The sequence below is a fragment of the Wujia sp. genome, from assembly GCF_056872695.1.
This window is the reverse complement of the sequence record NZ_DBMFCD010000003.1, coordinates 126,800-141,877: the sequence shown is the minus strand read 5'-3', so window position 1 is coordinate 141,877 and position 15,078 is coordinate 126,800. Positions and strand designations below refer to the sequence as shown.

The 15,078-nt window shown below is 34.2% G+C and carries 11 protein-coding genes; all 11 read left to right on the top strand.

The features are described from left to right. Nucleotides 1-301 precede the first annotated feature (301 nt). From ACZQK9_RS04705 to ACZQK9_RS04655, 11 genes are read left to right on the top strand one after another with little or no spacing between them, the layout of a single operon-like run. A complete protein-coding gene (locus ACZQK9_RS04705) occupies nt 302-1,906 on the top strand; it encodes a class I SAM-dependent DNA methyltransferase (RefSeq protein ID WP_483269805.1) in 1,605 nt (534 codons plus the stop codon). After that, nucleotides 1,893-3,029 (top strand): restriction endonuclease subunit S, encoded by a 1,137-nt coding sequence (locus ACZQK9_RS04700; RefSeq protein WP_483269804.1) that lies wholly within the window; start codon nt 1,893-1,895, stop codon nt 3,027-3,029. The genes ACZQK9_RS04705 and ACZQK9_RS04700 overlap by 14 nt, the downstream gene beginning before the upstream one ends. A gap of 6 nt (nt 3,030-3,035) precedes the next feature. Next, entirely contained in the window at nt 3,036-6,485 is a 3,450-nt protein-coding gene (locus ACZQK9_RS04695; RefSeq protein ID WP_483269803.1) for a type I restriction endonuclease subunit R, read from the top strand. A 13-nt stretch (nt 6,486-6,498) separates the two neighbouring features. Next, nucleotides 6,499-7,995, top strand: a complete 1,497-nt coding sequence (locus ACZQK9_RS04690; protein ID WP_483269802.1) for a DUF3800 domain-containing protein — start codon at nt 6,499-6,501, stop codon at nt 7,993-7,995. Between the two features lie 53 nt (nt 7,996-8,048). Further along, the gene (locus ACZQK9_RS04685; RefSeq protein ID WP_483269801.1) at nt 8,049-8,690 is read left to right on the top strand and encodes a hypothetical protein; all 642 of its coding nucleotides are present in this window, start codon (nt 8,049-8,051) and stop codon (nt 8,688-8,690) included. Nucleotides 8,691-8,708: 18 nt separating this feature from the next. After that, the gene (locus ACZQK9_RS04680; protein WP_483269800.1) at nt 8,709-9,161 is read left to right on the top strand and encodes a DUF4869 domain-containing protein; all 453 of its coding nucleotides are present in this window, start codon (nt 8,709-8,711) and stop codon (nt 9,159-9,161) included. Beyond that, the gene (locus ACZQK9_RS04675) at nt 9,151-9,552 is read left to right on the top strand and encodes a P-loop NTPase family protein (RefSeq protein ID WP_483269799.1); all 402 of its coding nucleotides are present in this window, start codon (nt 9,151-9,153) and stop codon (nt 9,550-9,552) included. The genes ACZQK9_RS04680 and ACZQK9_RS04675 overlap by 11 nt, the downstream gene beginning before the upstream one ends. 1 nt (nt 9,553) lies before the next feature. Continuing rightward, nucleotides 9,554-10,231, top strand: coding sequence for a hypothetical protein (locus ACZQK9_RS04670; protein ID WP_483269798.1), 678 nt, complete (start codon nt 9,554-9,556; stop codon nt 10,229-10,231). Nucleotides 10,232-10,281: 50 nt separating this feature from the next. Continuing rightward, nucleotides 10,282-12,048: an ATP-dependent nuclease gene (locus ACZQK9_RS04665; RefSeq protein ID WP_483269797.1), complete on the top strand. Its 1,767-nt coding sequence runs from the start codon at nt 10,282-10,284 to the stop codon at nt 12,046-12,048. 1 nt (nt 12,049) lies between these two features. Next, entirely contained in the window at nt 12,050-13,390 is a 1,341-nt protein-coding gene (locus ACZQK9_RS04660; RefSeq protein WP_483269796.1) for a UvrD-helicase domain-containing protein, read from the top strand. 36 nt (nt 13,391-13,426) lie between these two features. After that, nucleotides 13,427-15,007: a PIN domain-containing protein gene (locus ACZQK9_RS04655; protein ID WP_483269795.1), complete on the top strand. Its 1,581-nt coding sequence runs from the start codon at nt 13,427-13,429 to the stop codon at nt 15,005-15,007. The last annotated feature ends 71 nt before the right edge of the window (nt 15,008-15,078 follow it).

Genomic DNA, 15,078 nt, shown 5'->3' with positions numbered 1-15,078 from the left:
CCGGCTGAATCAGCCGGATGCTGTATTTCTTAATGGAAGTGCTCGGCGACAACATACAGCGAGATGGAGCGAAGCGGAATCGAGCTGAGGGGAGTAAGCGGTAGCGTGGCAGGTAAGATGAGGGGCATGGCTGCTCTCAGGACTGATTATATTTGTTGCTATATCAGGCTGAAATGCTTAAATTTGATTTGGAATCTATTAAATTCGATGATATAATAAAAAGTAACGAAAAATCATAGTGGATAATTGGTTAAACAGATCGTAGTATATAATTGTTGCGAATGAAGAGAGGAAAAGTTACATGGCGAAGAAAAACGTTGAAAAAACATTGAATATAGATAGTATCTTATTTAACTGCAGAGATTACTTACGTGCGGCTCGTAATTCGGGATCTTTTTTTGAAAAAAGAGATATGATGTTGACTCTTGTATTTCTTAGATTTATTGGAGAAAAATATGAAGATGGAGTTGAAAAATTAAAGCAGACACTTAAAGAACAGGGGCTAGATCCAGAAGATGAAAATATTAGAGCAGCATTCTTTGATGATGCTACATTTGCAGACGGTACATACAATTTGCCTCCAGAAGCCAGATGGTCAACGATTATCAATACTCCTGCCCCAAAGTTAAATGTTGCACTTGATACAGCATTACAAAGACTGGAGGAAGAAGATCCCCAATTAAAAGGATGTTTTGTAAAAGGTACATTTACAGCACGTAATCTGGCTGCGAATGATATAAAGAAAATCGTTGATGAAGTGAACAAAATTAGTCATAAGGCATTTGGAGAGGAAAAAGATTTAATTGGATATGTGTATGAATATTTTCTAAAGGAATTTGCAGTTAACGCAACAAAGGAAGAAGGAGAATTCTATACCCCTCACGATGTTGTTCAACTTATTGCAACTATGATTGAACCATTTGAAGGAACGCTTTATGATCCTGCTTGTGGTTCTGGGGGGATGTTCATTCAGAGTGCAGAACTTGTGAAATCAAAACAGGGGGATCTTAATAGTATCAATATTTATGGACAGGAAAAAGAACCTGCGACATACCGCCTTGCTAAAATGAATTTAGCACTTCGCGGTATTAGTCATAACCTTGGGGGTGAGGCAGACTCATCCTTTACTCACGATTTACATAAGGGATTGTATTTTAACTATATTATGGCGAATCCGCCGTTCAATCTTAAAGGTTGGTATAATGAGAATTTGAAGAATGATGCACGCTGGGCAAATTATGTAACACCGCCTGAAAGTAATGCGAATTATGCGTGGATTTTACATATGCTTTCTCACTTAAAACCAGCGGATGGCGTTGCCGGTTTTTTACTTGCAAATGGGGCATTGAATGACAGTGATACATTGGAAATTCGCAAAAAACTTATTCAGAATGATAAGGTTGAAGCTATTATCGTTCTTCCAAGAGAGTTATTTATTACTACTGATATCAGTGTTACTCTTTGGATCTTGAATCAGAATAAAAAGGGTGGAAAATATCACGGAAGAGATATACGTAATCGAGAACACGAAATCTTAGTAATGGATTTACGTACTTGGACTGAAAATCCTGTAAAGGGTGAAAACAAAAAGAAAGTCCGTTTAGTTACTGAACAGATTGAAAGTGCTGCTAATATCTATCATACTTGGCAAAACAGAGGGACAGATGGCAGTAATTATGAATCTCCTGAATTATACCGATCAATTAATATTGATGAGATTGAAAGGAACAACTGGGCATTAACGCCTAGTAAATATATTGAGTTCATTGACCATGATTTAGAGATTGATTATGAAAAGGAAATGTCTCGTATTCAGGCTGAAATGCAGGAAGTAGTGAAACAGGAAAAAAATTCACAGCAGATGCTGGAAGATGCATTTAGGGGGATTGGATATGGGATTGACTAAATGTATTCTTGGAACTTTTTTAGAATTATGCTCGAATAAGAACACGGATTTGTTATTTGGCATTGACGATGTTCGAGGAGTTAACAACCAAAAGAAAATGATGTCTACCAAGGCAGATCTTAACGGCAGAGATTTGAGTAAATTTCAAATTGTTTATCCTGGAGATTTTGTTTTTAATCATAGAACATCAAGAAACGGATCTAAATTTAGCATTGCTTATAATGATGGAGAAGAACCTGTTATTTGTACAGAAGACTATGTTGTGTTTCGAATTCGAGAAGATTGTAAAACACTTTTGAATGCTAGATGGTTATACATTTTTTTTAATCGCCCAGAATTTGATAGATTTGTCATTACCAACTCTTGGGGAAGTTCTACAGAATTCTATAATTGGGAAGATGTACAAGCAATTGAACTGACATTACCAGATATTGAGATCCAACAAAAATATGCCAAAGTCTACAATGCAATGCTTTCAAATCAACTAAGCTATGAGCGTGGTTTGGAGGATTTGAAACTTGTTTGTGACGCTTATATTGAAGCGTTAAGGAGACAAATACCTTGTGACCCCATTGGTCCGTATATTGAAGAAAGAAACGAAAAGAACGAAGGTAATGCAATCACTCTATTTCAGGGAGTTAATGTAGATCATATTTTCATAGAACCCAAAAGGGTTGCCGAGGATTCTGCGAATGGTAGTGTGGTTAGGACAGGACAATTTGCATTTAATAAAGTTATGAAAGCTCATAATACAAAACTTCCGATTGCTTTGCGAGAAGGTCCTGACTGTGTAGTATCTAACTCGTATCAAGTATTTGAGGTAATTAATACGGATAAATTATTACCCCAATATCTATTACTTTGGCTAAATCGTGCTGAAACACAAAGATATGCGGGCTTTATATCATTTGGGACAACTAGAGATATTTTTACTTTTGAAGATATGAAGGAAATATCCATTCCTCTACCTGATGTGAGTGTTCAGCAAAGTATTATTGATATATATACTTGTTATCAAGAGCGTATAAAAATATGTGAAAAACTCAAAGCACAAATAAAAGATATTTGTCCTATTCTTATTAAAGGATCTATAGAAGAGGCGAGAAAAGCAAAGGAGGCATAAAAAATTATGGCTAGATTAAAAGAATATAATGGTCATTATTGTGAATCGGATTATGAGTATGCCTTCATCAACTTTTTAGAATCGGAAGGTTGGAACTACACATCAGGTAATAAGATTGCTCGTGTTACCAAAAGAGATGTATTGATAGAGAATGATTTCAAGACGTTTATTGCGGAAACAAATCCTGATTTGACGGAAGATGAAGTGACACAGATTTATGATAGTGTACGGCTTGTGGGTGCAGAGAGTGATTTTGCAATATTGCACAAGGTATATAATTGGATGGTGGATGGAATCCAATTTACACCTCAAGATGGCATTGCAAGAATGATACCACTCATTAAATTTGAAAAGGATTCTGATAAGAATATCTTTCGAGTAGTGAATCAATTTACAGTAGAATACACCAATAATGGTCAAAAAGAGAACCGCAGACCGGATGTAATTCTCTTTGTAAATGGTATGCCATTATGTGTCATGGAATTGAAGAATCCTGCTGATGCAAATGCGACCATTTATGATGCTTGGGAGCAGATTAATATTCGTTATTGGAGAGATATACCACATTTGTTACATTACTGTCCGTTAGCATGTATCTCTGATGGCGTTAAGACCAGACTAGGAACAGTTCGTACGCCATATGAACATTTTTATGCTTGGAGACGCGTGAATGATGGAGATGCTGTATCAACGCTTCCTTTTGAGGAAACAGAAACCATGATTAAGGGCGTTTATTCTCCTGAACGTTTCTTAGAAATCTTTAGGGACTACATTTATTTTCAAGATAGTATCTATGATAGTGATGAAGTAGAAATTGTATGCCGTTACCCACAGTTTTTTGCTACTAGACTTCTGAAGCAAAGTATTGTGGATTCTGTTGTTACAAGGAGCGGTAAAGGAGGTACATATTTTGGCGCCACAGGATGTGGTAAGACTTATACGATGGCTTTTCTGGCGCGTCAGTTGGCATTGAGATGTACAGATATTCCGCAGATTGGTTCCCCAACGATTATATTGATTGTTGACAGAGATGAATTACAAAAACAGGGAGCTAAGCTTTTTACAAAGAGTACAGAATTCCTTAATCTTGGAGAGGTTTCTGTTGTTAAGAATCGAGCACGGTTAAGACAGGAATTAGGCGCTAGACAAAGTGGTGGATTTTACATATGCACTATTCAGAAATTCTGTGACAGGGAAGAGGATAAAATAGGCCTTATCAATGACAGACAGAATATTATATGTTTTTCTGATGAAGCTCACAGAACGCAGCTTGAACATTCTAAGAAAATTCAATTTAGTAAAGATGCAGAAGCAAATATGAGGGCAATGGTTTCAAAACCATATGCAAAGGTGTTAAAAGAAGCGTTTCCGCAGGCTACATTTGTAGGATTTACAGGAACGCCTATTGCAGAAACCTATCAGACTTTTGGCGATGAGATTGATCGATATACGATGGATCAGGCTGTTGCAGATGGTCTGACTGTATCTATCAAATATCATCCCCGTATAGCAAAAGTGTTATTAGATAATACCAAAGTAAAAGAAATTGAGAATTATTATAAAAAATGTGCGGATGATGGTGCAACTTATGAGGATATAGAAGCAAGCAAAAAGGCAATGAGTTCTATGGAAGTAATTCTTGGCGAACCTTCTCGATTAGAGAGACTTGCTATTGATATTCATGATCATTATGTTGCATCCTGTGCTGGTGATCCAGATAGAATCCAAAAGGCAATGGTGGTTTGCTCTAATAGAAAAATTGCGTATGCTCTGTTGTCAAAATTCAAGGATAAGTATCCTGAGTGGTTCGAAGAAAAGAAAGTGCCGGATGGTATCGTTGCAACGGAAGAAGAATTAAATGAATTGAGTCCGATGCCGTTTATTGCAATGGTATCCAGTGCTGGAAAAAATGATGAACCGGACATGTATAATTATCTTGGTGGTGTTAAGAATGATAAACGCTCTGAAGAATTAGATGCTGCATTTAAACAAGAAAAGTCAAATTTTCATATCGTTATTGTTGTAGATATGTGGATTACTGGATTTGATGTTCCTTGCCTTACGTATTTATACAATGATAAACCATTAAAGAAGCATTTGTTAATACAGACTATAAGTCGTGTAAATAGAAAGTATCCAGGAAAATCGTTTGGTATGGTAATAGATTATATCGGAATTCGCGATAATATGCGGGAAGCCATGAAACTATATGGTGGAGATACTTCTGTTGCACCAACTTCCGATGATGTTGAACAGGCTACATCTGTCTTTCGTGAAAAATTGGAAGTGTTAAAAAATATGTTGATAGGATATGATTTAACGCCATTCATAAATCTGGAATGCGATCCGCTTGATCGATATAGACTTCTTTCAAAAGCTGGAGAATATGTTTTTACATCAACGCAGGAGCTAAAGTCTGAGGGGAAGAATGGTTCTCAGACAGTATCATTTAAAACATATTTTTTGAATACGGTCAAGCGAATGAGGATGGCGTTTGATATATGTCAGCCATCCGGTTATCTAGGAGAGGAAGAATCTGCACTTGCACAGTGCTTCATGGCAATAGCAGGCTTTGTTCGAAAAATGAATGGGACAAGTGACGTGGATACTGATAGCATGAATCGAACGGTTTCTAAGATGGTGGAAGAAGCATTAAAATATAATCAGGTTGAAAGCGTCCTTGAAAGTGGTGAGGAAGAGGATATCTTTTCGCCGGAGTACTTTGAAAAGCTATCTGATGTTAAGATGCCGGCGACTAAATTGGAACTTCTTGTCAAAATGCTTAGGAAACAGATTAAGGAATACGGCAAGGTTAATAGATTAGCGGCAAAGACATATCAGGAAATGTTGGAAAAAACTATTGCTGAATATCATGAGAGACGAAAACATCTTTCTGCGGAAGAAGCTGGCGAAGCACAGGAACAGACTTCAGAAGATATTATAAAAATCGCAACAGAACAAGCTTTGGCTATTCTTAAAGAGATGAATGAAAATAGAGAGAGTTTTCGAAAGATTGGACTCACTTTTGAGGAAAAGGCATTTTATGATATCTTGATTTCGATGCGTGACCAATATAACTTTGAGTATGGAACGGATAAAGAAGTGGATGGTGTTATAGTCAACGACAAGTGTAAAGAATTAGCAAAGAAAATAAAAGATATTATTGATACAAAGTCTTCGTTTGCTGATTGGCTTAATAATCAGAATGTTCGTAACCAATTAAAATTGGATATAAAGATTTGCTTGGTAAAGAATGGTTATCCGCCACAATATAGTCCGGAAGTATTCAACAAAGTTATGGAACAGGTGGAGAATTTTGAGGAGTATTCTGGAACAGAAGGTATAGGAAGTGAAGCAACTACTTCTGGAAAGATTTATGAGTATGCGCCAGAGTATAAAGTGATGATGGTTGCGGAAGATTCGTCGAAGTATGGTGATTCAAAAAATAATCAGTAGGGAGGTGCTGAATATGAAATACATGTTTTTCTATGATGAAACAGAGCATAGTAGAAAAATTAATTATGAGACTGTTATTGCGAATAATTACTGTGATAATTTTATAACTGGAATTGTAGGGTGGAAAGCAGAAGAAAATGAATGTATTTCTGACAGATATCTTGCTTTTGAATCGAAGTATGCTTATAGAAAAAAAGAAGGAGAACTAAAAAGCCAGACTATGAAAGCAAAAGATTTTAGGCTGGGGTTTGCGTCTCTTAATAATCATACGATTGAGTTTTATGAAGACCTTGTATCATTGCTTGATGATAAAATAGTTATATATTTCTCTGTGTTCAGCAAAATAGAATATGTTATTAACCAATTATTTGTAAATTATCACAGTTCTATGTTTATTGATGTTGATTACATGAAATACTCAATAATTAAGGCTATCAATATATATCGACCACAAAAAGTGATAGAAGCAATTTATAAAGAACCACAAATATTTGTTAAAGAACTACGGTCTTTTTTAGAGGATAGGATTATTAAAAATCAAGCTAATAGTACGTTGAAAGAACATGAGAATCAAGCATTTGAAGAAATCCTATTATTGCTTGCGAACACAGAGCTACCCGAAACATTAGATTGGTCCTATTTTGCACCCTTTGATGGATTTAAGAAGTTGTTGACAGAGATGAATATTTATGAATATCAGTTGATGATTGACCAAGAAGGGAAAGAATCTCATACATTGAATTCTGCAATAGGTGTAGGCCTTGAAAATGTCACCGAAGAAGATTCTAAGGATTATGTTGGAATCAGAATGGCGGATATGATTGTTGGATTAATATCTCGATTAATGCAATCGTTGAAGATATCGTTAACTGGAAATTATAATGAAGCGAAAATTAAGAAGACTCTTTTGGATTCTGGTTGGTTTGCATTGAGTCAAAGGCAACTTGATTTGTATAAAAAATTATATCGGGTAATTTGTGAGAATAATAAATATTGGTATAAAATTTTTTCTGGGATTTATTCAGATGATTTGGTGTCTTTGGTAGCACTTCTTCAATTTATGAATCATTTTTCGGATGCAGATGAAATTCGTAACTGTAATATAGAAATGCAACCGGAGTATTATAATGCTTTCGCATGTAAGAGGTTGAGTGAGCGTTATAAAATAATGAGAAACAAATTATCGATTGATCCTATTGTGGATGATGCAAAAGATTTTTTTCGTAATCAAAAAGGCGCAAAGGTTTATAGGGATATTAGTAAGCAGCCTATGTTACCATTACACAGTGGACAGAATGAGTATTATGTCCTATCAGTAGGATGTTCACGAAATGGGGCTCCTTTGGTGACGATTTCGGAGAATGAAAAGCCTATATGTTATAGATCACCAGACGAATATGGTGAGTGGGCAATGAATGTAGTTGGAATGGCTAATATGGGTGAAAGATTATTTCCATCTAAAGTAGTGTTTTCGTTAATTGATGGAAGGTATTTGGTTGATATTTTATAACATTTAGTGAGTTCAGCAATTTATATTTATAGTATTAAAAAGTAGGTGGATAGATGAAAAAAATTTTTTCATATAATGTAGATATAGATAAAACAGCATATATGAATTGGAGAACCAGACCGCATCAACCGATTCATGATATGATGATTATTGCTGACGGATATATGAAGGCAGCGATAATGCTTGCACAGGACTGTTTGCAGGACAATATGGATAAGAAGGCTGATATTGTGGTTTTCCCAATGTTGTTTTCGGCAAACCATGCAATAGAGTTGTATCTAAAATCTATAAACTGGTCTTTGAATATGTTACTTAATGCGAAAGAGTCCTTTTGCGGAGGGCACGATATCAGGCAGATATGGAATACAGTAAAAAAACGTATGATGAGTTTTGAATCCGATAAAGACCAGAGAAAACAGTTTAAGGAAATGACAAAAGAACTGGACGACTATATTTTAGAATTATATGACAAAATAGATAAAGACCATAATGCTAATGCAAAGATGAAAAATATGGATTTTTCACGGTATCCGTTTAATACAGATGACGAATATCATTTTTATATTGAGAATTATGGAAATGAGGTTGTAGATTTGGAAATGTTTGTGGAGGCATTCAAAAAGATAGGTGATAACTTAAATTGTATTGCTGGATATTATGAAGAAATGGCAACGTTTGTTCCTGAGTATGATTGAGAGAAGGAGTGACACCGAATGATAGACATATATACAGAAAAAAAAGATTCCAAAGACTGGATACTTAAAAACGATTGGTATTTCAATTTGAATACAAGTAATGAAGAAATGTCCCAAAATGAAATAAATCTCATTCAGCAAGTAGATGAGGCAAAGCTTACTCCAGATAAGCACATTGAAACAAAATATGGCTTAGGTACAATACGCAATTTGTCATCCGGATGCAAGACATTGCTTAATATTGTGAAGCATCCTGATAAGGTGGTAAATGTTGAGGAATGTGGTCCGAATGTACTTAGAATCATTTTTACTATGGATAATATTAAGATTTATATGTCCAGACCAACGCTTTTTGATATTCCGGATGATGTGCAAATCAGATTCAATGAGACTGATATAGTGACCGGTGGCAGAGGTTATAATGTATGGTGGAGTAAGGAATATGAAAGGAGAGAAGCAGATGATTTATAAGAATATTGCATTCAAAGCTGATCCATTTTCATACGATTTAGAATTTGACGACAGAATAACCCTTGTTGGTGGAGATAGCGGTACCGGTAAAACTGTGCTTTATGAAATGTTAGAAGATTTACGATTAACTGAAGAATACAGTGCTATAAAATTGTTTAATTACAAATCAGATAATTTCTTGGAATCAATTGAACAGTGCAGAGATAGTTTTATTGTGGTCGATAACGCAGATAATTTGATTAATGATGAGGTCAGAAGGTTCATTAATTTTGAGCCGTCAAATCAATATATGCTTTTCCTACGAAATTGCGATGGCCTCAATGTATCTGATAAAAGCTTTAAGGTATTGAAATTTGACAATAATAGGATAACACTGAAAGAGGAGTCGTGATATGAAATATTTATGGACGGAAGATACTGGCGCAGGACTTCACTTCTGGAAATTGGTCAATCAACTTTTCTTTAATGATGCATATGTAATCGAAAGCAAGGGAAGCAATCAGGGCTTATTGGATGCGCTGTCAGATATCGACATGAAAGAGGACAATAAGTATTATATTGCATTTGATTATGTGGTAGATAATCAGGATATTCGTAACAAGTATCGTAGGTTGAAATCAATAGCAGATAAGGCAGAAGGGAAGATTATAATTCTGGATATGATTTGTTTTGAATACCTGATTCTTGCTTTTGATAGGCTGGTGGAATGGACAGGTACTGGAAAGACAGATAAAATCAAAATTCGCAAAGAAGTATTGGCTGCAGTTGAGGGTCATAGAATTAATTTGTCAAAGATTGATGACGAGAAGACTTTGCAGTACATAGCCGGTTTTAAGAGATATTCTACAGAACGTGTGATGAAGTCGTTAGTAGGTGAATTTGCACAAAACGAAAAGTGGTCTGTTAAAGGAGCGCTTATGGGGGAATGTTGGTATAAGGATTGCTGTGTGTCGGAGCATCCGGATAATCTGAGGTGTGGTAAGCCGGAGGTTGAGGATGGAAGTGAGAAGATGCGGATACTGATACAGTCGGAGGAAGTGCAGAAAATAATTAGAGAAGTCATTATTTAAATTATATCTACTAACAATTGATAGCTGTATTGTAAAAAGGAAGTGAAGATTTGAAGATTACACATGTTAAAATACGTAATTATAGAAATTTAAGGAATATAGATATAGGTTTAGCAGAAACAGTAGCAATTATAGGGGAAAACAATAGTGGTAAAAGTAACTTTTTAAAAGCAATTACGCTTCCTTTTTTGACGGATGATAATACACATATCAGTAAGAAATTATCATGGACTGATATAAACAATGAAACTAAGAAATGCTATTATAAGAAAATTATTCAGAATCAGAATAAAATTAAGTATGATGAGATTACCGTTGAGCAATTTGCAGAATTTTTACCGATAGTAAGTGTTGAAGTGAATATTCATGCAAATGGTGCAGAGGAATATTATGTTAAGGATATGTCGTATGCAATCGAAGATGGAGAAATTCAATATGGAATAAAATATGAGTTTGCTCCTAAGAATTGCGAAGATATATTCAGAGTGGTAAAAGAAGTTGTATCTCAGACTGAAATTAACGATGCAAATTTAAAAGAGGTTAAAATGAATCTCTTACCAGTAGAATATTATAATTATTCAATAAAAGTTCCGGATGGCAGTAATGTGCCATATGATGCATTGAGAATGTTCAAGTACGAGGCTCTTGAGGCAGAAAGAGATGATTTTTCAAAAACTAAGAATCAGTTGGGTTCAAAATTTTTGGTTGATTTATTGAAAGATAGACTTTCTGATCAGGATAAATTGAAAATAGAAAAAGAATATAGTCATTTCTTTGAGTCGCTAAAAGAAATTAGTGATATTAATGATATAATTAACTGGCAAGAAACATCTGAGCTAAAGGATGCAAAGAAGTTTTTTTCACACATTAATATTCTTCCGAATATGCCACCAATGCAATCTATTTTAAGTAGTGTAAGGTTGGGATATTCAGAAGAAGAATTGTCAATGCAAGGACTGGGACATCGCAACTTAGTATTGTTGTTTGTGTTGATTAATTCATTGCTTGGAAAGGAAACAGATACTGCTCTGAATGTTTTAACGATAGAGGAACCGGAAGCTCATTTGTGTATTAATAATACTAGATTAATGGTAAGCTTTTTAAAAGCATTTACGGATAAGAATAAAACTGTTCAGTTATTTTATTCCACACATAGCACAGAATTTGTTAACAAAATGAATTTAAAAAATGTGGTGGTTTTACATAATGGAAAAGCTTACTCATTTGCTGATGAATTGGAAGAAGCTGATTTTACATATTTAGCAAAGAACCCTAATTTGGATCTATTTAAATTATTTTTCTCTAAGAAATGTATTCTGTTTGAGGGAATATCGGAAGAATTATTAATTCGATCTTATATTGACTCAAAAGAAACCTTAAGTGACATTGAAGTGCTGTCATTTCATAAAGGGTTTGAAAAAATAATGAATATTTGGAAAAAAGTCAATGAAGGTTCTGGCAATAAATTGGGCATTATTCGTGATTATGATAATCAACCTAACGCTAAGAAGCAACATGATAAATATAATGATGATAAGGAAATATGTGTTAGAACAACCGAGTATTATACTTTAGAACCGGAAATTGTAAATACGGGTGACAACTATACGATATTGAAGAACAAATATGGAGATGTTTTTGGTTGGAAAGATATAACAGCTAAGCAGCTTACAGAAGCGTGGAAAAATGCAAAAGCATCTGATATGTTTACAATTTGTAAAGATTTAGCTAGAGGAAAATTAGAAGGTTTTCAAATGCCAAAACATATCCAGGAAGTTATAGATTTTCTTTTAGAAGAGTCAGGAGAGGTGTTATAAAGTGGAAATAAATATAGCAGGTGCAGGAGCAGGCAAGACTACAAAGATGTCTGATAAAATAATACTTCTTCGTAATCAAATTGATGTGGAAAAGAAAATATTTTGCATTGCATTTACTAATAGTGCCGTGGACTGCATTCGTAGAAAGTTGTGCGAACATTATTTGCAAATTCCGGAAAATGTAATAGTGAGTACGATTCATTCATTTTTGTATAGGGAGATAATAAAGCCATATTATCATTTGCTTTATGGAAAGAAATATGAAAAAATTTCTATTGCAGAATTACCACAAGACGCAAAGTATAAAAATGCAAAGATTAAAAGACTTGATGATATGAATGTACTTCATCAAACAGTAATTCCTGAACATGCTAAATGGGTATTATGTAAAAAATCAAAGGATACAAAAAATATAAAAGATGGGAGACAAATAATTAAAAATGCAATTGTAAAATATTGCGGTGCAATCTGTATAGATGAAGTACAGGACATAGATAAACATATGCAAGAAATTATAGAAGAATTAAGTAGAATGGGAATCCCCATGTTACTGATGGGAGATCCGAAGCAGGATTTAAAAGGCTTTAAATGCTTAAGAAATCTTATGTCTATATACGAGCAAAATGTTATATATATATCAGAATGTCATAGATGTCCGCAATTACATTTAGAACTGTCAAATCGTTTGGTAGATGAAAATGAAAAACAGAAATCTGAAAAGAATTCCGGTCAATTATCAGTATATTATGAAAGTGAAATTGATTGCCACACATTAATTGAAAGACAAAAATATGATTTGATGTATATATCCCAGAAGCAAGGAGTATATGAAACACACGACTACAAGAAGAATAACATAAGAGAGAATTTAGCGGAAGAGCTTGAACCATTGCTGTCTGAGAATCATCCAACCAAAGATGCTCAGACAGTTAAAAAAGTAGCATATTATTATGCAGGGAAGATGATTGAAAAGTACAGGAGTACTAGAGAGAAAAAAGCTGCAATGACATTGCTGAGCAAATGGGAAAAAATAGATTCAAGAAGATATGGCATTATCATAAATCTTTTTGAAGACGAAAGCCCAATAAAACAAGAAGATAAGATTTTTGTAAAATCTATAGATTACATAAAGGGAATGGAGGGTGAGAAGTGTTTATTCATTCTCACAAATGACTTGGCAGCACATTTATTTAACGATAATACAGAGACGAATAAGACAAAGAATAAACTTTATGTAGCACTTACACGTTCACTATATGAATTGTCGATATTCATATTAAAAGAGGTTGAGGATAAATACACAAAGGAGAAAATACAGGTTTTTTTTGAACGATTTTTTTGAAATTGAAATTTGTGCATAATGAAAAGGAGAATGAATATGGAAGATACTTATGATATGCAAGACGAGGATAAAATATATGGGGATGAAGGACATAGTAATTCTGGTGCTAAAATCAGAGAAATGCTAGAATGTGGAAATTATGTTGTAGTTCTAGATACCAATATATTGTTGAAAATATATCGTGCATCACCAGATTACGCAGAGTTTGTATTGGAATGCTTAGAATGTATAAAGGATTATGTATGTGTGCCATTTAATGTACATTGGGAGTACGAAAAACATAGGAAAGATGAGTATGGTAAAAAAATAAAATCTTTGGAAAATGCATCTCAAATGTGCAGTCAGCTTATCGTATCAATAAAGAATAAAGTACAGGTACAATGTGAGGAATTATCAAAAAATGGATATCCTGAGATTGATGAACTTATTGAAGAAATGATGAAAAAAGTGGAAACACTTAATGATGAATTTGAAACATATTTTGATGAACATCAGGATTTAGATTTCCTTAATAAATGGGATGAAGACAAGGTGCTTATACTGAAAGAAAAATTTTGTAGAATGCCAGAACCCCAAGCATCATTTATATATAAGCAGTGTCAAGAAGGTGAATATAGATATAAAAAGAAAACACCGCCAGGATATAAAGACGTAAAAAAGGATGGGGTTAGTAAATATGGTGATTTACTTGTGTGGGCTGAAACATATACTTACGCAGCATCAAATAATAAAAATATTATTTTTGTAACAGATGATATAAAAGAAGATTGGTGGAATATACTTGAAGATGGAAGTCTTTCGTTTAGAAAAGAGTTAATAAAAGAATTTTCTAAGAAAACAAGGATTTCAGCAAATTCAAGTAAGTGTTTAAGTTTAGTTCCATTTGTGGGTTATGATTTTTATAGAGCAATTGCACGCGATTATAATATCGAAGCACCAGATGCGGTAACGATGATTCTAAATGCCACGGATGAAGCATTTGTAGATGAAGTATCAGAAGAAGTGTTTGATTCTATATGGAGTGATATTACATATTCAGGTACAAATTTCATTGATGAAGAAAATGCACATATTGGTTCAGAAGGGGTTGATGAATGGGAATTAGAAGATGTAGAATTTGATGAGTATGAAAGAATAGAGATTGATTCAGGAGTAGCAAAGTATATATTTACATATCAAATTAGGATAACAGGCGTATCACATGAGTATTGGGGCAGGGATGAAGGTACAAAAGAGGTAATTATGTCGCCAGACAGAATGCATGAGTGTTCCGGTACAGTTAATGTGATTGTAACACGAGAAGTGGAGAATGTAATAAATTGGAATGAGGATTTTGAATTTGAAGATACAGAAATAAGCGATTGTATTATTTCAGAAGATAAATATGAAGATGATGAATCTGAATATGATGTATATTGTTCAGAGTGTGGAGAGAGAATAGGCTATGAATGGGATTCGTATCAGCGTGATTATGAGGGAAATCCGATTTGTGATGATTGTATGACTACGAATGAAAATGGCTTTGTTTGCGCTAACTGCGGTTTGAAATATCCTGAAATGATGAGAGGAGGATCAGGTACATTTTGTATAAATTGCGAGGAGAAGTATGATTTATAGAAACAGTGGATGCTATATAAATAATAAAATTGATATTTTAACAAACATAAAAATATGCCAAATATCCGAGT

Coding starts and splice junctions, on each gene's coding strand:
- ACZQK9_RS04705 (WP_483269805.1), top strand. CDS start 302: ATGGCGAAGAAAAACGTTGAAAAAACATTGAATATAGATAGTATCTTA.
- ACZQK9_RS04700 (WP_483269804.1), top strand. CDS start 1,893: ATGGGATTGACTAAATGTATTCTTGGAACTTTTTTAGAATTATGCTCG.
- ACZQK9_RS04695 (WP_483269803.1), top strand. CDS start 3,036: ATGGCTAGATTAAAAGAATATAATGGTCATTATTGTGAATCGGATTAT.
- ACZQK9_RS04690 (WP_483269802.1), top strand. CDS start 6,499: ATGAAATACATGTTTTTCTATGATGAAACAGAGCATAGTAGAAAAATT.
- ACZQK9_RS04685 (WP_483269801.1), top strand. CDS start 8,049: ATGAAAAAAATTTTTTCATATAATGTAGATATAGATAAAACAGCATAT.
- ACZQK9_RS04680 (WP_483269800.1), top strand. CDS start 8,709: ATGATAGACATATATACAGAAAAAAAAGATTCCAAAGACTGGATACTT.
- ACZQK9_RS04675 (WP_483269799.1), top strand. CDS start 9,151: ATGATTTATAAGAATATTGCATTCAAAGCTGATCCATTTTCATACGAT.
- ACZQK9_RS04670 (WP_483269798.1), top strand. CDS start 9,554: ATGAAATATTTATGGACGGAAGATACTGGCGCAGGACTTCACTTCTGG.
- ACZQK9_RS04655 (WP_483269795.1), top strand. CDS start 13,427: ATGGAAGATACTTATGATATGCAAGACGAGGATAAAATATATGGGGAT.